The 26,099-nt window shown below is 69.1% G+C and carries 24 protein-coding genes; 18 read left to right on the forward strand and 6 right to left on the reverse strand.

The features are described from left to right. Window positions 1-98 precede the first annotated feature (98 nt). From BVG12_RS32145 to ureG, 10 genes are all read left to right on the forward strand, one after another. Window positions 99-1,559 carry a GGDEF domain-containing response regulator gene (locus BVG12_RS32145; protein WP_229503769.1) on the forward strand — a complete coding sequence of 487 codons (1,461 nt, stop codon included), beginning with the start codon at window positions 99-101 and terminating at the stop codon, window positions 1,557-1,559. Beyond that, entirely contained in the window at window positions 1,556-3,226 is a 1,671-nt protein-coding gene (locus tag BVG12_RS32150) for a SulP family inorganic anion transporter (RefSeq protein ID WP_370662822.1), read from the forward strand. The genes BVG12_RS32145 and BVG12_RS32150 overlap by 4 nt, the downstream gene beginning before the upstream one ends. Window positions 3,227-3,317: 91 nt before the next feature. Then, on the forward strand, window positions 3,318-3,479 hold the full coding sequence (locus tag BVG12_RS32155; RefSeq protein WP_156895795.1) for a hypothetical protein: 162 nt from the start codon (window positions 3,318-3,320) through the stop codon (window positions 3,477-3,479). Window positions 3,480-3,745: 266 nt separating this feature from the next. Continuing rightward, window positions 3,746-4,582: an urease accessory protein UreD gene (locus tag BVG12_RS32160; RefSeq protein ID WP_075795959.1), complete on the forward strand. Its 837-nt coding sequence runs from the start codon at window positions 3,746-3,748 to the stop codon at window positions 4,580-4,582. A gap of 9 nt (window positions 4,583-4,591) precedes the next feature. After that, entirely contained in the window at window positions 4,592-4,894 is a 303-nt protein-coding gene (locus BVG12_RS32165) for an urease subunit gamma (RefSeq protein WP_075795960.1), read from the forward strand. 7 nt (window positions 4,895-4,901) lie between these two features. Continuing rightward, window positions 4,902-5,219, forward strand: a complete 318-nt coding sequence (locus BVG12_RS32170; RefSeq protein ID WP_075795961.1) for an urease subunit beta — start codon at window positions 4,902-4,904, stop codon at window positions 5,217-5,219. Further along, window positions 5,219-6,919 (forward strand): urease subunit alpha, encoded by a 1,701-nt coding sequence (gene ureC, locus BVG12_RS32175; protein ID WP_075795962.1) that lies wholly within the window; start codon window positions 5,219-5,221, stop codon window positions 6,917-6,919. The genes BVG12_RS32170 and ureC overlap by 1 nt, the downstream gene beginning before the upstream one ends. A gap of 70 nt (window positions 6,920-6,989) precedes the next feature. Further along, window positions 6,990-7,508, forward strand: coding sequence for an urease accessory protein UreE (gene ureE, locus BVG12_RS32180; protein ID WP_075795963.1), 519 nt, complete (start codon window positions 6,990-6,992; stop codon window positions 7,506-7,508). After that, complete coding sequence (locus BVG12_RS32185; RefSeq protein ID WP_075795964.1) at window positions 7,505-8,170, forward strand: urease accessory protein UreF; 666 nt, start codon at window positions 7,505-7,507, stop codon at window positions 8,168-8,170. The genes ureE and BVG12_RS32185 overlap by 4 nt, the downstream gene beginning before the upstream one ends. A 13-nt stretch (window positions 8,171-8,183) precedes the next feature. Next, window positions 8,184-8,795 (forward strand): urease accessory protein UreG, encoded by a 612-nt coding sequence (ureG, locus tag BVG12_RS32190; protein WP_229503770.1) that lies wholly within the window; start codon window positions 8,184-8,186, stop codon window positions 8,793-8,795. A 13-nt stretch (window positions 8,796-8,808) separates the two neighbouring features. Here the strand turns inward: ureG and BVG12_RS32195 are convergent, their stop codons facing one another. Continuing rightward, complete coding sequence (locus BVG12_RS32195) at window positions 8,809-9,441, reverse strand: 1-acyl-sn-glycerol-3-phosphate acyltransferase (protein WP_075795966.1); 633 nt, start codon at window positions 9,439-9,441, stop codon at window positions 8,809-8,811. 158 nt (window positions 9,442-9,599) lie between these two features. Here BVG12_RS32195 and arsC point away from each other — a divergent pair, with 158 nt between their 5' ends. After that, window positions 9,600-9,947, forward strand: a complete 348-nt coding sequence (gene arsC, locus BVG12_RS32200) for an arsenate reductase (glutaredoxin) (RefSeq protein WP_075795967.1) — start codon at window positions 9,600-9,602, stop codon at window positions 9,945-9,947. 29 nt (window positions 9,948-9,976) lie between these two features. On the opposite strand, the gene BVG12_RS32205 is transcribed toward arsC, so the two are convergent. Further along, window positions 9,977-11,173: a right-handed parallel beta-helix repeat-containing protein gene (locus BVG12_RS32205; RefSeq protein WP_083685584.1), complete on the reverse strand. Its 1,197-nt coding sequence runs from the start codon at window positions 11,171-11,173 to the stop codon at window positions 9,977-9,979. Window positions 11,174-11,422: 249 nt separating this feature from the next. Between BVG12_RS32205 and BVG12_RS32210 the strand changes: the two genes are divergently transcribed. The 4 genes from BVG12_RS32210 (at window position 11,423) to BVG12_RS35925 (ending at window position 16,955) form a co-directional block, all read left to right on the forward strand. Then, the gene (locus BVG12_RS32210; RefSeq protein WP_218921040.1) at window positions 11,423-12,916 is read left to right on the forward strand and encodes a glycoside hydrolase family 30 protein; all 1,494 of its coding nucleotides are present in this window, start codon (window positions 11,423-11,425) and stop codon (window positions 12,914-12,916) included. Window positions 12,917-13,216: 300 nt separating this feature from the next. Next, window positions 13,217-15,325: an elongation factor G gene (fusA, locus tag BVG12_RS32215; protein WP_075795969.1), complete on the forward strand. Its 2,109-nt coding sequence runs from the start codon at window positions 13,217-13,219 to the stop codon at window positions 15,323-15,325. 272 nt (window positions 15,326-15,597) lie between these two features. Continuing rightward, complete coding sequence (locus BVG12_RS32220) at window positions 15,598-16,452, forward strand: aldo/keto reductase (RefSeq protein ID WP_075795970.1); 855 nt, start codon at window positions 15,598-15,600, stop codon at window positions 16,450-16,452. Window positions 16,453-16,631: 179 nt separating this feature from the next. After that, window positions 16,632-16,955, forward strand: a complete 324-nt coding sequence (locus BVG12_RS35925) for a hypothetical protein (protein WP_370662854.1) — start codon at window positions 16,632-16,634, stop codon at window positions 16,953-16,955. On the opposite strand, the gene BVG12_RS32230 is transcribed toward BVG12_RS35925, so the two are convergent. Beyond that, window positions 16,861-17,718 carry an endonuclease/exonuclease/phosphatase family protein gene (locus BVG12_RS32230; protein WP_075795972.1) on the reverse strand — a complete coding sequence of 286 codons (858 nt, stop codon included), beginning with the start codon at window positions 17,716-17,718 and terminating at the stop codon, window positions 16,861-16,863. The genes BVG12_RS35925 and BVG12_RS32230 overlap by 95 nt on opposite strands. 119 nt (window positions 17,719-17,837) lie before the next feature. On the opposite strand from BVG12_RS32230, the gene BVG12_RS32235 reads away from it, so the two are divergent. After that, window positions 17,838-18,224, forward strand: a complete 387-nt coding sequence (locus tag BVG12_RS32235) for a hypothetical protein (protein WP_075795973.1) — start codon at window positions 17,838-17,840, stop codon at window positions 18,222-18,224. Between the two features lie 133 nt (window positions 18,225-18,357). Here the strand turns inward: BVG12_RS32235 and pepN are convergent, their stop codons facing one another. The 3 genes from pepN to BVG12_RS32250 form a co-directional block, all read right to left on the reverse strand. Next, a complete protein-coding gene (pepN, locus tag BVG12_RS32240) occupies window positions 18,358-21,009 on the reverse strand; it encodes an aminopeptidase N (RefSeq protein WP_229503772.1) in 2,652 nt (883 codons plus the stop codon). Between the two features lie 211 nt (window positions 21,010-21,220). Continuing rightward, the gene (locus BVG12_RS32245; protein WP_075795975.1) at window positions 21,221-22,285 is read right to left on the reverse strand and encodes an alkene reductase; all 1,065 of its coding nucleotides are present in this window, start codon (window positions 22,283-22,285) and stop codon (window positions 21,221-21,223) included. A gap of 89 nt (window positions 22,286-22,374) precedes the next feature. Then, the gene (locus tag BVG12_RS32250) at window positions 22,375-23,055 is read right to left on the reverse strand and encodes a substrate-binding periplasmic protein (protein ID WP_169926853.1); all 681 of its coding nucleotides are present in this window, start codon (window positions 23,053-23,055) and stop codon (window positions 22,375-22,377) included. Window positions 23,056-23,409: 354 nt separating this feature from the next. Here BVG12_RS32250 and BVG12_RS32255 point away from each other — a divergent pair, with 354 nt between their 5' ends. Next, on the forward strand, window positions 23,410-24,483 hold the full coding sequence (locus BVG12_RS32255) for a glycosyltransferase family 2 protein (RefSeq protein WP_075795977.1): 1,074 nt from the start codon (window positions 23,410-23,412) through the stop codon (window positions 24,481-24,483). Continuing rightward, complete coding sequence (locus BVG12_RS32260; protein WP_083685588.1) at window positions 24,480-26,099, forward strand: ArnT family glycosyltransferase; 1,620 nt, start codon at window positions 24,480-24,482, stop codon at window positions 26,097-26,099. The genes BVG12_RS32255 and BVG12_RS32260 overlap by 4 nt, the downstream gene beginning before the upstream one ends.

Below are 26,099 nucleotides of genomic sequence, written 5' to 3' on the forward strand. Positions count from 1 at the left end.
GGCGCTGACGGTGCGGTTCCACACATTGCGAGCATTTGCTAGGCGTTACAGGTGCTTTGTGGCAAACTTGTTACCGTAACAAAGTATTCCAGGGGTGGATGATGGCGCAGCAGACGGATGGGGAAGCAGGGCGGACCGGGGTGTACCTGAGTCCGATGGCGCAGCGTCGGGCCGAGTTCGCGGATGCGTGCGCGTCCCTGTTCGCGCGCCTGCACCTGGCCGACAGCGCCGACGTCGCCGCCAGCCTGCTGGCGCGCGAGCAGCCGGACCTGCTCGTCATCGACCTCGACCGTTTCGAGCCGAGCATCGACGCGGATGCGCTGGGCGACCTCGTCGCCCGCCGCGCCGGCCTGCCCGTCTTGCTGCTGTGTCCCTTCGCGGCCGCGGCCTGGGTGCCGGCGCTGATGGCCAGCGGTCCCGTCGCCTATGCCGTCACGCCGCTCGACGCGGCGGCGCTGCGCGCAGCCGTGGACGCGCGCCTGATGCTCCCCGACGCGCCGCCGGACGACGCTTCCAGCCTGCGCGCCTTGCTCGGCCTGCGCGCCCGCGTGCAGGCGGCGGTCGACGGGGCGGAGGATGCGCACCAGCTGTCCGAAGCCCTGTGCGCCGCGCTGTGCGCGTGGCCGGGCGTGCTGCATGCCGGCGTGTTCCTGCGCGCAGACGACAACGATCTGCAGCTGGTTGCCCAACAGGGGCCCGACGCCCTGCTGCTCGGCGCGCTGCTGCAGCGCACGGACCGGCTGCTGCAGGTGCCGCTGCGCCATGCATTCCCCGGCCTGCTCGCGGCGGCCGGCGGCAGCGCCGTGCTGGTCGAGGCGCCGGAACAGCCGGGCGAACCGGCGCTGGCGGAAGGCTTGCGCGCGCACGGCGTCGCGATGGCGCTGGGTCTGCCGATTCCGGCCGACGGTCCCGGCGCCCCGTGCGGCGCGTTGTCGCTGCTGTTCGGCGTCGCGCGCGCCTTCTCGCTGGAAGACTGGACGACCTTGCAGGACGTGGCGGCCCTGGCCGCCCTGGGCCTGCGCCTGGCCGGCATCGTCCGGGAAAACGACCACCTGCTGGCGCGCCTGACGTATATCTCGACGACGGACGCGCTGACCGGCGTGGCGAACCGCCGTCACGGCGAAGCGTTGCTGGAACAGGAAATCAAGCGCGCCCGCCGCTACCGCGTGCCGCTCGCGCTGCTGTCGTTCGACATCGACCGTTTCAAAGCCGTCAACGACACGTACGGCTATCCCGTCGGCGACGTGGCGCTGCGCGCGGTGGCCGACACGGCCAGGGCCGTGCTGCGCGCCAGCGACATCCTCGTGCGCTCGGGCGGCGAGGAATTCCACATCATCGCGCCGCACACGAGCGCCATCGACGGCCTCAAGATGGCGGAAAAGGTGCGCGTGGCGATCGAACGGGCCGAGATCCCCGGCTGCGACCACGTGACGGTGAGCCTCGGCGTGGCCCAGCTGGGGGAGCGGGAGAGCGGCGATTCGCTGACCCAGCGCACCGATGCCGCCCTCGCGCGCGCCAAGCGGGCGGGCCGCAACTGCGTCGAACTGGCGATGCAGTGAGCGGCAGCGCGTCGACGGCGCCGCGCCTGCCCGGCTGGTTGCGGGCCTATCGCCGCACCGACCTGGCGGGCGACGTCGGCGCCGGCATCGTCGTCGCCATGATGATGATCCCGCAGGGCATGGCGTACGCCCTCGTGGCCGGCCTGCCGCCGGTGGCGGGCCTGTACGCCGGCATCGTGCCGCCGCTGCTGTACGCGCTGTTGGGCACGAGTTCCACCCAGTCCGTCGGGCCGATGGCGATCATCTCGCTGATGACGGCGTCCGCGCTGGCGCCGCTGGCATCCCCCGGCAGCGCGCTGTACGGCATGCTCGCGGCGCAGCTGGCCATGTTGTCCGGCGTCGTGCTGCTCGCGTGCGGCCTGCTGCGCGTGGGCTTCCTCGCGAACTTCTTTTCGCGTCCCGTGATGAACGGCTTCACGCTGGGCTCCGCCGTCGTGATCTCGCTGGGCCAGGTGCCGACCCTGCTCGGCGCGACGCCGCCGCACCTGCACGGCCCCAGCGCCGCGCTGGGCGTGGGGAGCGTCGCGCTGCTGCTGTTCGCCCGGCGCGCCCTGGCGCCGTTGCTGCGGCGGTTCGGCGTGCCGTGCGGCGCGGCCGACGTCGCGGCCAAGCTGGCGCCGATGGTGCTGGTCCTCGGCGGCATCGCGCTCGTCGCGCTGCTGCGCCTCGACCGCGCCGGCGTGCAGGTGACCGGCCCCGTGCCGTCCGGCCTGCCGCGCCTGGGCCTGGCGACGTCCGCCGCGCATTGGCGGGAACTCCTGAAACCCGCGCTGTTGACCAGCTTCATGAGCTTCCTGATCGCGATGTCGGGCGCGCAGGCGCTGGCCTTGAAGCGCGCGGAAAAGCTGCGCACGAACCGCGAGCTCGTGGGCCTGGGACTCGCCAACGTCGGCAGCGCGCTGTCCGGCGGCTTTCCCGTGACGGGCAGCCTGTCGCGCTCCGCCGTGAATGTCGCGGCCGGCGCCCGCACGCAACTGGCGGGCGTGATCACGGCGGCGCTGCTCGCGGGCGCGCTCGTGCTGCCGACAGGATGGCTCGCGCTGTTGCCGCTGCCCGTACTGGCCGCGACGATCATCGTCGCCGTACTGGGCATGCTGGACTGGTCGACCTTGCGCACGGCGTGGCACTACGACCGCGCCGACGCGCTGGCGCTGCTGGCGACGGCGGGCGGCGTGCTGCTGCTCGGGGTGGAGGCGGGCGTCGTGCTCGGATTGCTGCTGTCGCTGGGGACGATGATCTGGCGCGAGAGCCGGCCCCACATCGCGGTACTGGGCCGGATTCCGCACACGGAGCACTTCCGCAACATCGACCGCTATTCGGTCGAGACCGATCCCGGCGTCCTGCTGCTGCGCGTCGATGCCGGCCTATTTTTCGGCAATATCGAAGCGGTCAGCCAGCGCATCGAGGAAGAGCTGGCGGCCCACGGCGACGCCCGCCACCTCGTGCTGGTGCTGTCGGCCGTGAACGCCATCGACAGCTCGGCGCTGTTCGGGCTGCTGGAACTGAACCGGGGGTTGGCGCGGCGCGGCGTTGGCCTGCATTTGGCCGAGGTCAAGGGACCGGTGCTGGACCGCCTGCGCGCGTCGACGCTGTTGAGTGAGCTCAGCGGTCGTCTCTTTTTGAGCACAGCCAACGCCTGGGATGCTCTCGCACGGCACGGTACGTGATTGCAAGCAAATCCCAGCTGTGGCAGGATGGAACCAAGGTTTTAGAGAAAAGGTGGATATCATGCCGCGCCCCAGCATTGTCGTTATTCTGTTGTCAACCGTCGTCCTGGCCGCCCTCGGCTTCGCCGCCGCCGTCCCGGCCGGCATCGCCCTGGCGCTGACGTTCGAACTGGCCGCCTCCAAGCGCGCGGCCGACCGCGAGCGCGCCCTGCGCCCGGTCCGCATCGCCCGTCCGCTGCGCCGCCGCCGCTGATCGGCTCCGGCCGCCGTCCGCCCGCTTGACCGGTATCCGCACCGGTCGGGCCCGCGGACCTTCCTGTTTTGTTCCCTGGCCGCCACGCGCGACCGTCTCCGGTTCACCCTTCTCGTTGCCCAAATAATATCCCCCAGGCGCACCCGGAAGGCGCCGCCGCTCCCGTCGCGTCCGCACCATTCCGGTGCGTGGGGCCCGCGGTGGTGCGCCGCATCCCATCGGTACCGGGCGCGGCCACTGGCACGCATCGTGCTAACTTGTCAGGTATGCCCGATTGCACATTCCACGCCCCGACCTCCGATGCCAGCTGGCACGCCAGCCTGTCTCTTGGCTTCGCGCGCGACGGCGATTGCACGCGGCTCGTGCGGCGCGTCCACCGCGGTCCGCTGCGCGTGCAGAAGGCGCTGTATCCCGAGGGGCCGGACACTTGTCACGTGATCGTCGTGCATCCGCCCGGCGGCATCGTCGGCGGCGACCGGCTCGACATCGCGCTCGACGCCCCCGCCGGCTGCCGCGTGCTGGCCACGTCGCCCGGCGCGGCCAAGTGGTATCGCGCCAACGGCCGCACGTCGCGCCAGGACGTGCGCATCAACGCCGGCCCCGGCGCCGCCGTCGAGTGGCTGCCCCAGGACACCATTTTTTATGACGACGCCGACGTCGCCATGACCCACGACGTCGACCTGGCGGCGGGCGCCGTCTACATCGGCAGCGAGGTGCTGTGCTTCGGCCGCCGCGCGTCCGGCGAGCGTTTCCGGCGCGGCCAGGTGCGCCAGCGCACACGCATCCGCATCGACGGGCGCCCGGTGTGGTGGGAGCAGGGCGGCATCGTGCCCGCCAGCTTGGACAGCCCGCTGGGCCTGCGCGGCCGCAGCGTGTGCGCGACGCTCGTCGCCGTCGGCAAGCCCGTGCCGGCGTCGCTGCAGAACGCGCTGCGCGCGCTCGACCCCGGTCTCGCCGTCAGCCAGGTGAAGCAGGTGTTCGTGGCGCGCGTCCTCGGCGACGACAGCGAACGTGCGCGCGCGCTACTTTCGGCGGTGTGGCAGGCGCTGCGCCCCCATCTGCTCGACCGCCCGGCCGCGCCGCCGCGCATCTGGAACACGTAAAGAGAACCCATGGACCTGACCCCACGTGAAAAAGACAAGCTGCTGATCTTCACGGCCGCGCTGCTGGCCGAACGCCGCCGCGCGCGCGGCCTCAAGCTGAACTACCCGGAGGCCGTCGCGCTGATCACGGCCGCGATCATGGAAGGCGCCCGCGACGGCCGCAGCGTGGCGGAGCTGATGAGCGAAGGCACGACGGTGCTGTCGCGCGCCGACGTGATGGAAGGCGTGCCGGAGATGATCCCGGAAATCCAGGTCGAAGCCACGTTCCCGGACGGCAGCAAGCTCGTGACCGTCCATCATCCCATTCCATGAGGCGCCCATGATCCCCGGCGAATACTTTCTCGAAGACGGCGACATCGCCCTGAACGCGGGCCGGCGCACGTTGACGGTCGTCGTCGCGAACGCGGGCGACCGTCCCGTGCAGGTCGGTTCGCACTACCACTTTTACGAAGCGAACGATGCGCTGCAGTTCGAGCGCGAGGTCACGCGCGGCATGCGGCTGAACATCGCGGCCGGCACCGCCGTGCGCTTCGAGCCGGGCCAGCGGCGCACCGTCGAACTGGTCGACCTGGCGGGCGGGCGCATCGTCCATGGCTTCCAGAACCGCGTCGCGGGCCCGCTCGAAGGAGACGCTTGATGGCAGCGATCACCCGCCAGGCGTATGCCGACATGTACGGTCCGACGACGGGCGACCGCATCCGCCTCGCGGACACGGAACTCGTCATCGAGATCGAGAGGGACTACGCCATCTACGGCGAGGAAGTGAAATTCGGCGGCGGCAAAGTGATCCGCGACGGCATGGGCCAGTCGCAGCGCGTGCGCGCGGACGTGATGGACACGGTGATCACGAACGCCGTCATCGTCGACCACTGGGGCATCGTCAAGGCCGACATCGGCATCAAGGACGGCCTGATCGCCGCCATCGGCAAGGCCGGCAACCCGGACGTCCAGCCCGGTGTCACGATGGCGATCGGCGGCGCGACCGAGATCATCGCGGGCGAGGGCATGATCGTGACGGCCGGCGGCATCGACACGCACATCCATTTCATCTGCCCGCAGCAGATCGACGAGGCCCTGATGTCGGGCATCACGACGATGCTCGGCGGCGGCACGGGTCCTGCGGTGGGCACCGCCGCGACGACGTGCACGCCGGGCGCGTGGCACATCCATTCGATGCTGATGGCGGCCGACGCGTTCCCGATGAATCTCGGCTTCTTCGGCAAGGGCAACGTGAGCCAGGCCAGGCCTTTGGAAGAGCAGGTGGAGGCGGGCGCCGTCGGATTGAAACTGCACGAGGACTGGGGCAGCACCCCGGCCGCCATCGACAGCTGCCTGTCCGTGGCGGAGCGCATGGACATCCAGGTCGCGCTGCATTCGGACACGCTGAACGAGGCGGGCTTCCTGGAATCGACCTTGGCCGCGTTCAAGGGCCGCACGATCCACACCTTCCACACGGAGGGCGCGGGCGGCGGGCACGCGCCGGACATCATCGCCGCGGTCGGCCAGGACAACGTGCTGCCGTCGTCGACGAATCCCACCCGGCCGTACACCGTGAACACCTTGGACGAACACCTGGACATGCTGATGGTGTGCCACCACCTCGACCCCGCCATCGCGGAAGACGTCGCGTTCGCCGAGTCGCGCATCCGGCGCGAAACCATCGCCGCCGAGGACATCCTGCACGACCTGGGCGCCATCTCGATGATGTCGTCCGATTCGCAGGCGATGGGCCGCGTGGGCGAGACCATCACGCGCACGTGGCAGACGGCGCACAAGATGAAGGTGCAGCGCGGGCCGCTGACAGGCGATTCGTCCCGCAGCGACAACGCACGCGTGAAACGCTATGTGGCGAAGTACACGATCAACCCGGCCATCGCGCACGGCATCGCGCACGCCGTGGGCTCGCTGGAGCCGGGCAAGATCGCCGACATCGTGCTGTGGCGCCCCGGCTTTTTCGGCGTGAAGCCGTCGATGGTGCTCAAGGGCGGCATGATCGCCGCGAGCCTGATGGGCGACCCGAACGCGTCGATCCCGACGCCGCAGCCCGTGCATTACCGGCCCATGTTCGGCGCGTTCGGCGGCGGCCTGAAAAAATCGTTCACGTTCGTGTCGCAGGCCGCGTTCGACGCCGGGATCGCGCGCCAGCTCGGCCTGGCCAAGACCGTGATCCCGGTACGCGCGACGCGCGCCCTGCGCAAGCGCGACATGATCCACAACGGGGCCACGCCGCACATGGAGGTGGACCCCGAGACGTACGAGGTGCGCGCGGACGGGCAGCTGCTCGTGTGCGAGCCGGCCGTCGTGCTGCCGCTGGCGCAGCGCTATTTTCTGTTTTGACGGTAGGGGACAGGAAGACCTGTCCACCCTAGCGAAGCGCAACGTAACACGTAGAAGTCAAGGAGCCGACATGTTCTCATTCCATACCAAGGTCGCCCAAGCCGACGTCGTCCACGACCTGCTCGTGCTGCCGTACGACCAGCGCGAGCGCTGCCGCCAGCGCGCGCGCCTCGCGTCCGGCGAAGAGGTCGCGCTGTTCCTCGTGCGCGGCACCGTGCTGCGCGACGGCGACCTGCTGACGGGCGAGGGCGGGCGTGTCGTGCGCGTGGTCGCCGCGCCCGAACCGACTTACCTCGTGCGCTGCGCGGACGCCACGATGCTGGCGCGCTGCGCCTTCCACCTCGGGAACCGCCACACGCAGACGCAGGTGGGCGCGGGCTGGCTGCGCATCCGCGTCGATCCGGTGCTGAAGGAAATGGTCGAGGGTCTCGGTGCCCAGGTCGACGAGGAGCTGGCGCCATTCGAGCCGGAAGCCGGCGCGTATGCGGGCGGCCATGGACATCATCACGGCGACGGCGGCGGCCTGCTCGCCCCGGTGCCGGTGCGGCAGAAGATCCACCGGCCGGCCGATATCGTGTCCGACGCATGAACGGCGCGCGCCTGCTGCACCTGCTGCAGTTCGCGAGTCCCGCATTGCCGATCGGCGGCTACAGCTATTCGCAGGGCCTGGAGGCGGCCATCGACGAGGGCAGCGTGCACGACGCGATAAGTGCGCACGCGTGGCTCGTGCGCTACCTCGACGAGGTGATGGCGCGCTGGGACGGGCCGCTGCTGTGGCGCCTGTTGAAGGCATTCGAAGCGCGCGACGCCGCCGGCGTCAAAGCGTGGGGCGCGTGCTTCCTCGCGTCGCGCGACACGGCCGAGCTGCGCGCGGAGACCGTCCAGATGGGCTATTCGCTCACGCGGCTGATCGCGGAACTCGGCATCGCGGACGTCGGTCCGCCGGGCGACGAGGTGTCGCTGCCGGTCGCGTACGCGTGCGCCGTCGACGCGCTCGACATCCCGCACGAGGAGGCGCTGCTGGCCATGCTGTTCTCGTGGGCGGAGAACCAGGTGCTCGTATGCGTGAAGTCGGTGCCGTTGGGGCAGGTGGCGGGGCAGCGGCTGCTGTTGTCGCTGCGGCCCGACCTCGAACGCGCGGCCTTGACCGCGCGCACCCTGCCGGATGCGGACCTGTCGAACTGGTCCCCCGGCCTGTCCATGCTGTCGATGCGGCACGAGGTGCAGCATGGGCGGTTGTATCGTTCCTGAGGAGGTAGTATCCATGACATCGAATCCCCTGCGGGTGGGCATCGGCGGCCCGGTCGGCTCCGGCAAGACGGCCTTGTGCGAGATGCTGTGCCGGCACATGCGCGAGCGCTACGACATGGCCGTGATCACCAACGACATCTACACGCGCGAAGACATGGAGATCCTGCTGCGCGCGAACGCGCTCCCGCCGGAGCGCCTGATGGGCGTCGAGACGGGCGGCTGTCCGCACACGGCGATCCGCGAGGACGCGTCGATCAACCTGGAAGCCATCGCGCGCCTGCAGGCCGATTTCCCGGCGCTGGAACTGGTGCTCGTGGAATCGGGCGGCGACAACCTCGCGGCCACGTTCAGCCCCGAGCTGTCCGACCTGACCTTGTACGTCATCGACGTGGCGGGCGGCGAAAAGATCCCGCGCAAGGGCGGTCCCGGCATCACGCGCTCCGATCTCCTCATCATCAACAAGACCGATCTCGCGCCGCATGTGGGCGCCAACCTCGACATCATGGCCCAGGACGCGCGCCGCCAGCGCGGGAGCCGTCCGTTCGTGTTTACGAACCTGCGCACGGGCGAGGGCGTGGAGGAGGTCGTGCGGTTCATCCGCAAGCACGGCCTGCTCGATCACTGAGGGCGCGGCCGGCTTATGCCTCCTTGCGGCCGTCGCCCGCGCGCTGCTTCGGGTCGCCCAGGCGGATCGGCGCCGCCTTGTCCGGATACAGCGCGCGGATGCCCTCGTAGGCCTGGGCGATGGCGGCCATGTCGGCGGCCTCGATGCCCGTCATCGTCAGCGTGCGGGTGACGTCGATGATTTTCTTGCCGTAGTCGATCGACACGAGCAGCACCGGCACGTCGGCGGCCAGCGCGATGCGGTAGAAGCCGCTCTTCCAGTACGGACGGTAGCCGCGCGTGCCTTCCGGCGTGATGGCCAGCCAGAACCAGTTCGACGCGCGCATCGTCTGGGCGAGGCGCACGATGGCACCCTGCGGCGCGCTGCGGTCGACGGCCACGCCGCCCCAGTAGCGCATGATGGGGCCCATCGGGCCGCGGAACAGCGAATCCTTGGCGAGCCAGGGGAATTGCAGCCCGACGGCCCATTTGGCCAGCAGGCCGACGAAGAAATCCCAGTTCGACGTGTGCGGATACACGACGGCGATGCCGTGCGGGCCGGGCAGGGGTTTGAAGTAGAAATTCCAGCCGATCGCGTTCAGTATGCGCAGGGCGGTGCGCTGGCCCCAGGTCGGCATCGCCGCGGGGCGCATCAGGTAGTCGTCCATGTTCTCTCCGTGCGGGGCCGTTTCCATGCAATATCGATTGCGCGCCGGCAAGCAAACCGGGCATTTTATAGCGCTACCACCACGCGAACAAGCGAAACAACTGGAAGCGTTGCGGTCCCGTCGGTATCATCCTTGCCTCTCAAACAAGGATTTTCAAGATGGACATCACGATTTTTCACAATGCCCGTTGCGGCACCTCGCGTACCACCCTGGAGACGATCCGCGCCACCGGCGTCGAGCCGCGCGTGGTCGACTATCTGGCGCAGCCGCCGACGCGGGACGAACTCAGGGAGATGATTGCCCGGGCGGGCCTGGACGTGCGCGACGCGGTGCGCAGCAAGGAAGCGTTGTTCACGGAACTCGGCCTGGACGACCCGGCGACGACCGACGACGCGCTGCTGGACGCGATGGTCGCACATCCGATCCTCATCAACCGCCCGTTCGTCGTCACGGCCAAGGGCGTGCGCCTGTGCCGGCCGTCCGAGCTGGTGCGTGAGATCCTGTAAGTGGCCCGCGCGCGGCGGGCCGCGCGCCGTCAGTGCTGGCAGGCCCCGATATCGACGGCCGCCTTCGCGGGGCGGGCCTTGCCGAGAAAATCCGGGCCGGTGTCGCCCTCCGTCAAGCCCTTGCCGATCGCCGGCGAGTCCTGCGCCAGACTGAAGTCGGGCGTGCCGTCGCGCGTGTAGGCGACGAAGTGCGGCTCGGCCGCCACCGTGCCGCTGTGCGACATGCCGGCGGCCAGGCGCCAGTCGCCGTCCGGGTTGCCGAACACGAGGTTGTTGCGGTAGACATTGTGCGGCCCCGTCGCGCCCTGTTCCGAGATGCCGTAGCGGTTGTCGTACACGATGTTGTTCACCACGCGCGTGTGGTCGTTCGGTCCCTCGGTGTGATAGAAGTCGCCCCCGCCGACGACGATGCCCGTGTTCGACGCCGTCACCGTGTTGTTGGCCACGACGACGTCGTGCGCGTCGTGCCACAGGTGGATGCCCGCCTCGGCGATGCGGTAGACGACGTTGTTGCGGATCGTGGCCGGCGTGTTCACATATATCCCTTGCACCCAGCGGCAGCCGGGCGGGCCGATGTCGTGCACGCTGTTGCCGATCACGTCCGAATGCGTGCCCCTGTAATAACTGTCCACGCCGATGCCGGAGCCGCCCGCGCTCGTGCACGGGACCGTGATGGCGACGTGGTGGACGTGGTTGCCGACGATGCGGTTGTACGACCCGCCGCTGTAGATGCCCGTGGTCCAGCGGATGCCGGCGCTGGCGTCCGGACCGTCCATCCCGGGGCTGCCGTCGACGTCGAAGCCTTCGATGTCGATGTAGCTGGCGCGGTTGTCCCAGCCCATGGCCGCCGTCGACACGGGGGGCGGCACGATGTGCGCGCGCCAGCGCTCCGTCGAGCGGAACACGATGCGGGCGTTGGCCCGGCCGTCGATCGCGGTGCGGAACCCGCCGTGGTACGTGCCCGGCAGGACGTTGACGATGGTGCCCGGCGTGACGAGCTGGGCGGCGCGCGCCAGCGAGCGCAGCGGTGCGGCGCGCGTGCCGGGATTCGTGTCGAGGCCGTCCGGCGCGACGTACAGCTCGGTGGGGACGACTTCCGGCGCCACGGTGACGGCCGGCGCGTCCTTGAGCGTGCAGGCGGCCAGCAGGACGCAGGCCGGCAGGCACAGGGCCGCCCGCAGGTGGCGGAGCGGTGCGGTTGGCGGGGCGGGGCGGATCGATGTCATGGGGGGCACGGAACGGTCGCTAACGGCGCAAGTGTGCCGCACGCGCCCGGCGCCGCCGCCGCCTGCCTCAATCGAACGTTTGACGCCGCGTAATACCCGCGTGGGATGGCGCCGGCGGCGCGGGTTTACTTGCTTTGCCGCATGAGATCAGGTTCGTTTTGACATCCGGAAAGCACGGGTGGTATAGTCGTCCGACTTCGATTGGTAACGTTTCCAATCGCACGGCGCACACCAACAACGGGAGACACGATGACGACGAGACGAGACGCAATGCGGCTGCTGGGTGCCGCGACCCTGGCGGGCGGGCAGATGGCCGTGGCCGGCCGATCCGCGGCGGCGACCGCGCCCGCGCCAGGCGCCGGCGCGGCGGCCGGATCCGGCGCCGGCTGGCAGGTCGTCACGTCGGCGCCGGGGGCCGGGCGCTTCGCGGCGCGGCCCCTCGAGGCGTTCCAGCCGGCCGGCCAGCCGGCCGAGACGGACATCGACGTCTTCGTCGACACCACGAAGCGCTTCCAGGAAGTGTTCGGCTTCGGGGGCGCCGTCACGGACGCCGTCGCCGAAGTGGCGGCAAAGCTGACGCCGGCCGCGCGACAGGTGTTCCTGACCGCGTACTTCGACCCGCGCGCGGGCCTGGGCTACAGCGTGCTGCGCACGACGATCCACAGCTCGGACTTCGGCAGCGGCAGCTACACCTATGTGCGTGACGGCGACCGGTCGCTCGCCTCGTTCAGCATCGCCCCCGACCTGAAGCTGCGCGTGCCGTTGCTGCGCGCGCTGCTTGCGGCGGGGCGCGCGCACGGCACCGACGTGCGCGTGTTCGCGAGCCCGTGGAGCGCACCGGCGTGGATGAAGTCGAACGGCAGCATGGTGGGCGGCGGCAGCCTGCTGCCGGCATACCGCGACACGTGGGCGCGCTATGTCGTGAAATTCGTGCAGGCATACGAGCAGGCCGGCGTCCCGCTGTGGGGCCTGTCGGTGCAGAACGAACCGATGGCCAAGCAGACGTGGGAATCGATGATGTTCAGCGCGGAAGAGGAAACGCGCTTCCTCGGCGACCACCTCGGGCCGGCGCTGCAGGCGGCCGGATTGGGCGACAAGAAGATCATCGTCTGGGACCACAACCGCGACCTGCTGCCGCAGCGCGCCGCGCACATCCTGTCCGACCCGAAGGCGCGGCCTTACGTCTGGGGCGTCGGCTACCACTGGTACGAGACCTGGGCGGGCGGGGAGCCGATGCACCGCAACGTCGCCGCCGTGCACGAGGCGTGGCCCGACGTGAATCTCCTGATGACGGAAGGGTGCATCGAACAATTCGATCCCGCGCGCCTGCAGGACTGGGCCAACGGCGAGCGTTACGGCAGCCAGATGATCGCCGACCTGAACGCGGGCGGCGTCGGCTGGGTCGACTGGAACATGCTGCTCGACAGCCGCGGCGGCCCGAACCACAAGAACAATTTCTGTTTCGCGCCGCTGCATGCGAGCGACGACGGGCAGCTCGTGTTCACGCCCATCTACACGGCGATCGGCCATTTCAGCCGCTACATCCGGCCCCGCGCGCGCCGCGTGAGCGCCGCGACGAGCCGCAGCCTGCTTGCCGCGACCGCGTTCCGCAACGCGGACGGCAGCCTCGCGGTGGTCGTGATGAACCGCAGCGACCAGCCGCAGCGGTATCGCCTGTTCGTCGACCGGCGCGAGGTGGCGGTGGAGATCCCGGCCAGAGCGATCCAGACCGTGATCGGTTGAGCGGGACAGAGCGTCGTTCCCGCGCACGCGGGAACCCATACTGAGCAAGCAGCACTGCATAAGCCGCGCCCCGCAACCTCAGCATGGAGGCAATAGTGCCGGGGGCACTGTTCCCGCTGTCGCGGGAATGACGGGTGAAACTATGCGACGCGGCTTAAAAGGTGCGATTCCAGCACGAAAGCCGCACTTCAGTTACATTGTGCGGCGATACCCATGTCGGCGGACCAGGTGGACTCGTCCGGTCTTGAAAATACGGGTATATACACTTACATTGGCGTTCCGTATCCACAGGAGATTGTGATGAGCCGTAAGACCCCCATCGAGCGTTACCGCAACATCGGCATCAGTGCCCACATCGATGCCGGCAAGACCACCACCACGGAGCGCATCCTGTTTTACACCGGCGTCAATCACAAGATCGGCGAGGTGCACAACGGCGCGGCCACGATGGACTGGATGGAGCAGGAACAGGAACGCGGCATCACGATCACATCGGCCGCCACGACGGCCTTCTGGAAGGGCATGGGCGGCAACTTCCCCGAACACCGCATCAACATCATCGACACGCCGGGCCACGTCGACTTCACGATCGAAGTCGAGCGCTCGATGCGCGTGCTCGACGGCGCCGTCATGGTCTACGATTCCGTAGGCGGCGTGCAGCCGCAGTCGGAAACCGTGTGGCGCCAGGCGAACAAATACAAGGTGCCCCGTATCGCGTTCGTCAACAAGATGGACCGCGTGGGCGCCGACTTCTTCCGCGTCCAGCAGCAGATCCGCGACCGCCTGAAGGGCAATGCCGTGCCGATCCAGATCCCGCTCGGCGCGGAGGAGCACTTCGAGGGCGTGATCGACCTCGTCAAGATGCGCGCCATCCGCTGGGACGACGCGAGCCAGGGCGTGCGCTTCACGTATGAAGACATTCCCGCCGACCTGCAGCCGCTGGCGCAGCAGTGGCGCGAACACATGGTCGAAGCGGCCGCCGAGGCCACGCCCGAGCTTACGGAAAAATACCTGAACGGCGAGGCGCTGACGGAAGACGAGATCAAGGCCGCGCTGCGCGCCCGCACGATCGCGGGCGAGATCGTCCCGATGCTGGCCGGATCCGCCTTCAAGAACAAGGGTGTGCAGGCGATGCTGGACGCCGTCGTCGAATACCTGCCGTCGCCCGTGGACGTGCCCGCGATCGCGGGCCACGACGAGGACGACAAGCCGTTGGAACGCCATCCGTCCGACGACGAACCGTTCTCCGCGCTCGCCTTCAAGATCATGACCGACCCGTTCGTCGGCCAGCTGACGTTCTTCCGCGTGTACTCGGGCGTCGTGAATTCGGGCGACACCGTGTACAACCCGACCAAGGGCCAGAAGGAACGCCTGGGCCGCATCCTGCAGATGCACGCCAACGAACGCAAGGAGATCAAGGAAGTCTTCGCGGGCGACATCGCCGCGGCCGTCGGCCTGAAAGGCGTCACGACGGGCGATACGCTCTCCGACCCGGACCAGGTCATCGTGCTGGAAAAGATGACGTTCCCCGAGCCCGTGATCTCGCAGGCGGTGGAACCGAAGACGAAGGCCGACCAGGAAAAGATGGGCATCGCGCTCTCCCGCCTGGCGCAGGAAGACCCGTCGTTCCGCGTGCGCACGGACGAGGAATCGGGCCAGACGATCATGTCCGGCATGGGCGAGTTGCACCTCGAGATTCTCGTCGACCGCATGAAGCGCGAGTTCGGCGTCGAGGCGACGGTCGGCAAGCCGCAGGTGGCGTACCGCGAGACGATCCAGAAGACCGTCGAGAACGTCGAAGGGAAGTTCGTCAAGCAGTCCGGCGGCAAGGGCCAGTACGGCCACGTCGTGCTGAAACTGGAGCCGATGGAGCCGGGCAAGGGCTACGAATTCGTCGACGCCATCAAGGGCGGCGTCGTGCCGCGCGAGTACATCCCGGCCGTCGACAAGGGCATCCAGGAGACCTTGCAGTCCGGCGTGCTGGCCGGCTATCCGGTCGTGGACGTGCGCGCGACCTTGACGTTCGGTTCCTACCACGACGTCGACTCGAACGAGAACGCGTTCCGCGTCGCCGCGTCGATGGCGTTCAAGGACGGCATGCGCAAGGCGGCGCCCGAGTTGCTCGAACCGATGATGCAGGTCGAGGTCGAGACGCCGGAGGAATTCACCGGCAACGTGATGGGCGACCTGTCGACGCGGCGCGGCGTCGTGCAGGGCATGGACGAGATCCCGGGCGGCGGCGGCAAGCTGATCAATGCCGTCGTGCCGCTGGCGGAGATGTTCGGCTACTCGACCACGCTACGGTCGCTGACGCAGGGACGGGCCACGTACACGATGGAGTTCAAGCATTACGCGGCGGTGCCCAAGCATATCCTCGACCAGATCGCGACGGCGAGGGCGGATCGATAATGTCGTTCCCGCCATGCTGAGATTGCGGGCAGGCGGCTTATGCAGTACTGCTTGCTCCATGCTGAGCCATAGAATCTTGTACCTCGAAGGTACTGTACTGTAGTCTCTCAGACGGACCGACTTCGGCACTTCTGCAGGCGGGAGCGACCGCTTTTACCTATGGAAGTCATATTGCGCGGGTTTGACATTATTCCGGACACCGGTGCGCTGCCGCGGGAACGACGTCGCTTCGATTTGCTGTATCGTCGTGTCTTCGAATTCTGGAGACCGCGATGAAAACACTGCCGCTCCCGTCCGGCCGCACGATCCCCATCCTCGGCCAGGGCACCTGGAACATGGGGGAGGACCCGTCCGCGCGCGCGGCCGAAGTGGTCGCGCTGCGGCTCGGCATGGAGCTCGGCATGACCCTGATCGACACGGCCGAGATGTATGGCGAGGGCGGTGCCGAGGAAGTGGTCGGCGAGGCCATCGCCGGCCGTCGGGACGACGTCTACCTGGTCAGCAAGGTGTACCCGCACAACGCCTCGCGCGCGGGCGTGCGGGCCGCGTGCGAGCGCAGCCTGCGCCGTCTGGGCACGGACCGGCTCGACCTGTATCTGTTGCACTGGCGCGGCGGCGTGCCGCTCGCGGAGACGCTGGAAGCGTTCGAGCGCCTGCGCGACGCAGGCAAGATCCTCGACTTCGGCGTCTCCAATTTCGACACGGACGACATGCGGGAAGCGGCCGCGCTGCCGCAGGGCGGCGCCGTCGCGGCGAACCAGGTGCTGTACAACCTGGTCCAGCGCGGCATCGAATGGGATCTGCTGCCGTGGTGCCGGGAGCGCGGCATTCCCGTGATGGCCTATTCGCCGCTGGAATCGACGCCGGCCGAGCAGCGGCCGTTGCTGACGCGCCCCCAACTGTGCGAGGTGGCGCGCCGGCACGGCGTGGCGCCGGCCCAGGTGGCGCTGGCCTGGCTGCTGCGCCAGGACGGCGTCGTCACGATCCCCAAGGCCGTGCGACCGGCCCACGTGCGCGCCAATCGCGCGGCGCTCGATTTCGCGCAGCAGTTGACGCTTGACGACATGGCACTGCTGGACCAGGGCTTTCCGCCGCCCGGCCGGCGCCGTCCGCTGGCGATGCGCTGACTCAGCGCGCGGCCAGCCAGTCGCTGCAGGACCGCCTGGACTGGACGGACGCGACGCACTTCCTGCCCGCGGGACGCATCGACGGCGCGGTGCAGGTCGGCGGCATGAATGTGTTCCCGGCGCATGTCGCGGAAGTGCTGGCAGGGCATCCGGACGTGCGGGAAGCGGCGGTGCGGCTGATGCGGTCCGACGAGGGCCGGCGCGTGAAGGCCTGCGTCGTGGCGGAGCCCGGCGTCGACGGCGACGCGCTGCGCTCCGCATTGCCGGCCTGGGCCGCAGCGCGCCTGGCGGCGCCCGAGCGGCCCGTCGCCTGGACGTTCGGCCCCGCCTGCCGCGCCAGTCCAGCGGCAAAGTGGCCGATTGGATCATCGACGCGGCGTAGGCCGGCTGTTCTGCGCCTCGGCGCGCTCATGCCAGCTCCAGCAGCAGCGGTTGGTGATCGGAGCCGCTCTCGGCCGTGTCCACCCGTACCGCGCGTACGCTGGGCGCCAGCGCGGAGCTGACGAATGCATAATCGAACGTGAACGGCGTGGCCGCGCCGCCATGCAGGCATGCCGTCGGCGCATGGGGCTCGCCGGGCCGCGCCAGCTCCCAGGCGTCGTGCCAGAGCGGGGCGCCGTGTGCGCCCGGCGCCAGCAGCCGCGCGTGGCAGCTCGAGCCGGGCAGCATGTTGAAGTCGCCGGCAAGGACGGTGGCGGCCGTATGTGGCAGCGGCGCGAACGGCAGGCCGCCGGCACCGTCCGGCGGCGCCGCGGCCGGCGTGCGCGCGTGCGCGAGCGCTTCCGCGTGAAGCTCGCGCAGGCGCTCGATCTGGGCCAGGCGCTGCCGCGCCGAAAAATATTCGAGGTGGGCGTTCAGCACGCGCACCGGGCCGTCCGGCGCGGCCACGACCGTGTCGAGGACGGCGCGCGGCATGCAGGGAACGTCGGGATCGGGTGGCCAGGGCAGCGCGTGGCGGCGCACGTGGACGATGGGGCGGCGCGCGAGCGTCATACATCCCAGCCGGCGCGGCGAGCCGTCCGCGTTCACGGTGTCGAGTGCGAAGGCGGTGGCGATATGCAGATGATCGAGACGACGCGCGAGGGCCCCGAACTGGTCGCCGCCGGGATTGCCGTCGCGCGCGGGCAGGCCGCAGGCGACTTCCTGGAGCAGCAGGATGTCGAAGCCGCCATCGAATCCGAGCACGCGTTCGACGACCCGGTCGACGTCGGCAGCGCCGTCGGGTGAGCGGGCGCACTGTATGTTCCAGGAGATCAGGGTTAGCATGGCGGTCCTTTCGAGAAGCACAGGCTAGCCCGCTGCCGATGCCGCGCTCTGAGGCAGCTCAGGCGTGCGCGGCGAACCGACGGATTGGCGTGCGGTCTATGCAAATGATGGAGGCAGCGATGTACACGATGATTCTTTTGTTGTACCTGCAGCAGGGCCTGGACGTGACGCTGGACCAGGCCAATCTGCGCGGGCAGTACCTGAAGGCGGGGCAGTGCGAAACGGCGGCACGCAAGCTGCGTGGGCCGGTTCCCATTCCCCGCAATTACTCGGCGGCCTGGCAGGACGTCATGTGCATCAAGGTGAACACCAACGTCCGGGTCAACGAGATGAAGCCGATCGACTTGTCGAAGGCCCTGCAGGCGTACGCGCCCCTGCATTGCCAGGCCGAGGGCGCATGGGAAAGGGTGGCCCAGCTGTGCCGCGGGCCGGAGCAGCGGGGCGAGGGCGAGGAAGGCGGCGGCGGCGGGTCGGGCGACACGCCGGCCAGGTCGGCACGGCGCTAGCGCGAACGACGGCTGCCGGACGCAGCGTCGTTCAGCCGTCCGGCGATCAGGCGCACGGCGCACGCGAACGCCGGCACCACGCGGCGGCGCGTGTCGAAAGACGATGCCGGCGTGGCGCCGGCGTTCGTCGCGCTCAGTGCGCCGTCATGGCCTGTCGGATGGTCACGCAGCGCTGGTCTTCCTGCAGTGCGTCGAGCAGGGCGCGGCGGGTGCCGGCGGACAGGTCCTTGTCGGCATTCGCGGCCGCCTGCAGGCGCTGGACGCTGGCCGGGGTGCAGCCGGCCGGGATCAGCGCCGGGCCGTAGACGCGCATGTAGACGGGGCCGGCGGTCTTGTCCAGCTGCGGCAGACGCGCGAGGCGCGCGCTGGCCGTCCGTTCGGCCAGGTCGTGCTGCTCGGCCGGGTACAGATGCGTCATCGCCGTGCGTACCTTCGAGAACTGCCGCGTGGTCTGCAGGTCTTGCACGGTGTCCAGCCATGCCGACTTGACCGCCGGGTCGGGCCGGCTGACGGTGGCGGACAGGGCGGCCGCCTGGCCCGTGTCCGACTTGTCGCGCGCCTGCTCGGCCTCGACGAGGGCGGCGGCGCCCGGGTAGTTGTAGCGGCTCAGGCGGCCGATGATGGCCCAGCGCAGGTCCTGGTTCATCGCGAGGCCGTCGACGTGTTCCTTGCCGTCGAGAATGGCGGCAAGCCGGGCCAGCGCGGCGGGCGAGCTGGCCGTGGCGACGTAGGCGCCGAACCAGCGGCGCTGGAAGTTGTCGTCGCCCTTGCTCGCGAGGGTGGCGGTCCAGGCCATGTCTTCCAGCTGGCGGGTCACCGCCTGCGCGTACGCGGCCTGGGGATCCATCAGGTCGAGGTAGCGCTTGGACGCGGCGACCTTGCCCAGCACGTCGCCCAGCAATGTGTAGTCTTTTTCTTGCGGCACATTGTTCAGTGCCGTGGACAGGAAGTCGTTGAGCGGGAGCTTGCCGTCGCGTACGCCGTCCCACAGGCTTTGCCACAGCATGGCGCGCAGCAGCGGATCGTCGACGGCAGCGAGGTGGCTGCGCGCGCTGTCGAACGAGCGCTGGTCGAGCCGCACCTTGACGAAGCCCCAGTCGTCGTAGTTCGGGTAGACGAGGTCGGGGCAGGCGGCGCCGTTCATGGCCGGCACGGGGGTCTTCGCGCCCTTGTAGGTGACGGCGACGTTGCGTTCGAGCTTGTAGTCCTTGCCGTCCAGGCGGAACGCGGCCACCTGCACGCGCTGTTCGCGCAGCGTCGGCAGGGCCTTGCTCGGGGCGGTCTGGTCGAGGGTGAAGCCGGCGACCTTGCCGCCCTTGCAGGCGTAGCTGGCGGCGATCGTGTCGACGCCGGGCTCGTACAGCCATTCCTTCGTCCAGCCCGACAGGTCGCGGCCGGCGGCCTGGCCGAGGCTGCCGATGAAGTCGTCGAGTTTCGCGTTGCGGTACTGGTATTTGACGAGGTAGTCATGGACGCCTTTGCGGAACACGTCGGCGCCCAGCAGGTGGCGCAGCTGCATCAAGGTGGATGCGCCCTTCGAATAGGTGATGGCGTCGATGTTGTCGAACGCGTTCTGCGTCGACGGTACCGGGACCTCGATGGGGTGGGTGGTGGTGCGCTGGTCCTGCTCGTAGGCGCGCTGCTTGCCGTCCGAGTAAAAGGCGCGCCAGGCGTCCTTGAATTCCGTGGCCTCGGCCGTCGCAAGCGTGCCCATGAACGACGCGAAGCTCTCGTTCAGCCACAGGCCGTTCCACCACTGCATCGTGACGAGGTCGCCGAACCACTGGTGCGCCATCTCGTGCATGATGACGTAGGCCAGGCGTGCGCGCTGCTCGGCCGTCATGTCGGCCTTGTACATGAAGCCCCGTTCCGCGAACGTGATCGCGGCCGCGTTTTCCATCGCGCCGTACAGGAAGTCCGGCACGAGCACCTGGTCGTATTTCTCGAACTGGTAAGGGACGCCGAAGTAGCCGTCGAAGAAGGCGAGGCCCGCCTTCGTGTACTTGAACCATTCTGCCGGCTTGATCTGCGCTGCCACCGACTGGCGCGCGAACAGGCGCATCGGGTACTTGCCGCTGGTGTCTTCCCACATCTTGTACGGGCCGGCATGCATCGAGAAATTGTAGGGGCTCAGTTTCTTGGTTTTCGCGAAGGTCCAGCGGCGCAGGTCGCCGGCCGGCGCGACGTTCGTCTCGCGCGTCGTCGAGATCACCTGCCAGTCGGCCGGGACGCTCACGGTCACCTGGTACGTCGCCTTCAGGTCGGGCTGGTCGAACACGGCGAACATCTGGTGCGCGGCGGCCGGCTCGAAATGGGAATACGTGTAGACGCGGCCGTCGACCGGGTCGACCATGCGGTGCAGGCCTTCGCCGTTCGTGCTGTGCGGGCGCTCGTAGGCCACCACGACCGTGTTGCGGCCTTTGACGAGGTCTTGCCGCGACAGCAGGATGAACCAGCCGTTGTAGTGCGGCGCGACCGCCTTGCCGTTGACGGTCAGCGCTCCGATCGTGGCCTTGTCGAGGTCGACCGTCAGCGGACTGTTCACGTCCTTGAGGTCGAAGGTCAGCGTCGTCGTGCCGCTGAAGGTGGCGCGGCCGGTAAGCGTGAAGTCGAGCAGGTAGTCGACGTTGGACACGCGCGCCGCGCGGGCCGCCGCATCGGCCTGCGACAGGAATGCGTTGTCGGCGCGCGCCGGGGTTGTGGCGGCGTGGACGAGGGTGGTGGAGGCAAACGCCAGCGCGGTAGCGACGGCGAGCGGCATCAGGCGGGGTAGGCAGGTCTTCACGGGACTCCTTGCGACGATGAACGAAGGCAGCGGCTTGTGGCCATGGCCAGTAGGAATCTCACAAGAATAGCATGTCGGCAATAGTATTCGTACCGGCGACGCGCCTGAAAGAAGGTTTTTTAACTGCGATATCCGCATGGGAAAGGAAGGGGATGCTTGGCGTGCCGGACGCGTCCGCACGGAGCGGACGCGTCCGTAAATGACGCTGACGTCAGCCGTTGGCCTGCAGGGCCGGATAATCCGTATAGCCGTCGGCGGTCGGTGCGTAGAACTTGTCCGGACGCGGCGCGTTCAGCGGCGCGTTGCGCTTGAGGCGCTCCGGCAGGTCCGGATTGGCAATGAACCACTGGCCGAAGGCAACGGCATCCGCATCTCCGCTCGTCAGCAATTGTTCCGCGCTGTCCTTCGTCAGCTTTTCGTTGGCGATGTAGACGCCGCCGAAGATACGCTTGAGCTCCGGGCCCAGGCGGTCTTCGCCGATCGCTTCGCGCGCGCAGATGAATGCGATGCCGCGCTTGCCCAGTTCACGGGCGACATAGCCGAAGGTAGCCAACGGTGCGGAATCGCCCATATCGTGGGCGTCCCGGCGCGGCGCCAGGTGCATGCCGACGCGGTCGGCGCCCCAGACCTCGATGCAGGCGTCCGTCACTTCCAGCATCAGGCGCGCGCGGTTCTCGATCGAGCCGCCGTATGCGTCCGTGCGCTGGTTGGTGCTGTCCTGCAGGAACTGGTCCAGCAGATAGCCATTGGCGCCATGGATCTCGACGCCGTCGAAGCCCGCCTTCCTCGCATTGTCGGCACCCTTGCGGTAGGCGGCGACGATGCCGGGGATTTCCTCGAGCGCCAGCGCACGCGGCGTGACGTACGGCTTCGTCGGGCGCACGAGGCTGACGTGGCCCTTGGGCTGGACGGCCGACGGGGCGACGGGCAGTTCGCCGTCCAGGAACAGCGGGTCGGAGATCCGGCCCACATGCCATAGTTGCAGGAAGATGCGGCCGCCGGCGTCGTGCACGGCGTCGGTGACCTGCTTCCAGCCTTCGACCTGCTCGTCGGACCAGATGCCCGGGGTGTCGGCATAGCCCACGCCCATCGGGGTCACCGAGGTCGCTTCCGACAGGATCAGACCGGCCGAGGCACGTTGTACGTAGTATTCGGCCATCAGGGCATTCGGCACGCGGCCTGCGCCCACGGCGCGCGAACGGGTCAGCGGTGCCATGATGATACGGTTCGGCAGCTCGAGGCTGCCGACCTTGATCGGGTCAAACAAAGTCGTCATCGGTACTCCTGTGTCGTTGTTCGCCGCGTCATGCGGCGAAGAGAGGGCATCTTAAAGCACCGACGACAATCCTGCAGAGGACGCCCAAATTAAGGCATATTTCCCCAGCGTACGTAAATGCGGTCGAGTTCACCGCTTGCCTTGAGTTTGTCGAGCGCGGCACCCAGCAGTGGCGCCAGGGTGGGATCGGCCCGGCGGCCGACCCAGAAATAGGTCGGCTCGTCGTCCAGGACGACCGGCAGCACCCGCAGCCTGTCTTCCAGGCTTTCCTTGCGGATCAGGTAGCGCAAGGTCAGGTCGTTGACGTAGGCGAAGCGGCCATGGCCGGCCAGGATCTTGCGCAGGTTCACGCGGTTGTCGTCCGTCGCATCGTCGACCCGCACCCCGGCCTCGCGCAGGCGCTCCGTGAACACCGACGCGCGCTGCGTCGTGACGAGGTCGCCGAGCCGGGCGAGGTCGTCCGTCGACTCGATCGTGACCGGGTCGTTGATGCGTACCGCCAGATAATGACGCACCAGATAGATCGGTTTGCCCACGGGCTGTCCGATGGCCAGCCGGCGCGGCGACGACACGAGCCCGCAGGCGGCATCGAGCGAGCCCGTTTCCAGTCCGGTTTCGATGCCCGACAGCGAGCGGCTGCTGCGGTGGAAGCCGGTGAAGTGCAGGCGCGGTTCGATCCGTTCGATGGCGGCCATGATGTCCGGACAGATGCCGGTGACACGCGCGCCGTCGTGGATCCACTTGGGTTCCAGCGCTTCCTGCGAGGCCACGCGAACCTCCAGCGCCCATGCGCCGGGACCCGCGAACGCGAGCGCGCACAACGCGCATCGCAATGTTCTGGAGAGTTTCCCCATCATTTTTCGATTGTTTTTTGTTGTTGGCGACCGTGCGAACGGCCGATTGTCGCATGATCCGCACCCGTTGCGCACGCCTGCCGCGTTGCGTCTCGATCCGACAACGGCCGCGTACCCGCGCACGTTTGACGTGCATCGTCGTCGCATCCCGTCCGCGCGCCAAGATACCGCTGCCAGCCCGTGCGGCCGGCGCCGACAAGGAGAACGGAATGATGGTCTTCATCGCGATGCCGGTCCGGAATGCCCCCGCGGACCGACGGGAGGCGCGCCATGCATGAGTCCGGAGGTTCGCACGTCGCCCGGCCCGCCGCCCCGCCGGGCGGCGACGGCCACTTCCTGTCCGTCGTCGTGCCGCTGCGCGACGAGGAAGACAACGTGCTGCCGCTGACCACCCAGGTGCAGGCCGCACTGGCCGGCTCGCCGTGGCCGTGGCAACTGATCCTCGTCGACGACGGCAGCCGCGACGGCACCAGCGCCCGCATCCGCGAGGCCGTGGCCGCGAGTCCCACGCACGTCAGCGGCGCGATCCTGCGGCGCGGCTTCGGCCAGACGGCGGCCATGCAGGCCGGGATCGACCTCGCGCGCGGCACGGTCATCGCCACGCTGGACGGCGACCTGCAGAACAATCCCCACGACATCGTGCGCATGGTGCGCCGCCTGCTCGACGACGACCTCGACCTGCTGGTGGGCTGGCGCCGCGCGCGCCGCGACGGGCTGCTGCGCCGGCTGCCGTCGCGGCTGGGCAATCGCCTCATCGGCCTGCTGACGGGCGTCCCGCTGCACGACTACGGTTGCACGCTCAAGGTCTATCGCGCCGCCGTCCTGCGCCGGGTGCGCCTCTACGGCGAAATGCACCGTTTCATCCCGAGCTGGATGGCCACCTTGACGTCGCTCGATCGCATCGCCGAGGAAGAAGTGAGCCACTTTCCGCGCCGCCACGGCCGGTCGAAATACGGCGCCTATGGCCTGGCGCGCGGCGTAAAAGTCTTGCTGGACCTGCTCACGATGGCGTTCTTCGTGCGCTTCCGCGCCAGCCCCGGCCACTTCTTCGGGCGCATCGGACTGGCCTGCGGCGGCTCGGGCCTGCTCGTGCTGGCGTGGCTCAGCTGGGTCAAGCTGGGCGAGGGCGCCGCCATCGCGGGCCGGCCCCTGCTGCTGCTCGGTATCCTGCTCGTCGTCATCGGCGCGCAATTCGTCTGCACGGGCATCCTGACGGAAATGCTCGCCCGCACGTGGTTCGAGGCGGCCGGCGCGCCGGCGTACCTCGTGCGCGAAACCGTGGGCGGCGTCGACGACGATGCGCCTTCCCATCGGCGGCCGCGCGCGGCGCGGGAGCGGCCATGAGCGCGGCACGCGTCCGGTCCGACGCGGCCCTCGCGAACACGCCAGAGGCGGACGGCCGCGGGCCGGGGGTGCGGGCCGCGCCGGTGCCGTGGGCGTGGCCGCTGCTGCTCGCGGGCGCCGTCTGGCTCGGCCTGTTTTACGGCCTGGGCGCGGTGCCCCTGTTCGACGTGGACGAGGGCGCCTTCGGCGAGGCGACGCGCGAAATGCTCGCCAGCGGCGACTACGTGTCGACCTGGCTGAACGGCCAGCCGCGCTTCGACAAGCCGATCCTGACGTACTGGCTGCAGGCGGCGTCCGTGCGCCTGCTCGGCCTCGACGAGTTCGCGCTGCGGCTGCCGTCCGCGTTCGCGGCCACGGCGTGGATCGCCGCCATTTACGCGTTCGCGCGCCGCGCCATCGACCGCGATACCGCGCGCGCGGCCGCCTTCATCGCGGCCACGAGCGCCGGCGTCATCGTGATCGGCCGCGGCGCGATCGCCGACGCGCTGCTGAATCTGTTTCTCGCGCTGGCGATGTTCGACGTCTACCGCGAACTGGTCGATCCGCGCCCGCGCTGGCGCCGCCGCGCCTTTCTCTGGATCGGGCTGGGCGTGCTGACCAAGGGTCCCGTCGCGCTGCTGATCCCGGGCGCGGCGGGCGCCATCGCGTTCCTGCTGCAGGGCCGGATGGCCGGATGGTGGCGCGCCGCGCGCGACCCGGTCGGCTGGGCGATCCTGCTTGGCGTCGCGGCGCCGTGGTACATGCTGGAATACGCGCGCCGCGGCGACGCCTTCCTGGCCGGTTTCTTCATGCGCCACAACGTGGAGCGCTTCCTCGCTCCACTGCAGGGCCATGCGGGCGGCGTCTTCTACTACCTGCCGGCGCTGGCGCTGCTCGCGCTGCCGTACACGAGTCTGCTGCTGGCCACGCTCCCCGGGCTGCGGCGCTTGCGTGCGTCGCCGCTCGATACGCTGCTGTGGTGCTGGTTCCTGTTCGTGTTCGCCTTTTTCACGCTGGCGGGCACCAAGTTGCCGCACTATCTTTTGTACGGCGCGACGCCGCTGTTCATCCTGATGGCGCGCCGGCGCGGCGCGTTGCGCAACCGCGTGCTCGCCCTGTTGCCTGCGCTGTCGCTGGCGGTCGCGGTCGCGGCCTTGCCGTTCGTGCTGGACCACGTTGCCTCGGGCGCGCGCAACGCGTACGTGCGCGAGGCGCTGTCCGGGGACGGCGTGTTCGATGAAGCGTGGGCGGCACAGGCCCTGGCGGTGGTTGCCGCCATCCTGTTGCTGGCGCTGTGGCCTGACAGGCGGCGCGCCGGACCCTGGCCGCGCCTGGTCGCGGCCGCGCTGATTTGCGCCTACGCGCTGGTCGGGCTGGTGCTGCCCGCCGTGGCGGAGCTCCAGCAAGGCCCCGTCAAGCGGGCCGCGCTCCTCGCCCGCCAGGCCGGGTGGCCCGTGCGCAGCTGGCGTATCAACGCACCCAGCTTTTCCGTTTACCGCGCGGCGATCACGCCGGCGGCCGGCGCGCCGCGCGCGGGCGACGTCATCCTGACGCGCAGCGACGCCCTGGACAGCCTGCCGCCACTGCGTGTGCTGTTCCGCGAGGGCGGCGTGCTGCTGGTGCGCATCGACGGGTGA

The organism is Massilia putida (assembly GCF_001941825.1).
In the GTDB taxonomy this organism is placed as follows: domain Bacteria; phylum Pseudomonadota; class Gammaproteobacteria; order Burkholderiales; family Burkholderiaceae_D; genus Telluria; species Telluria putida.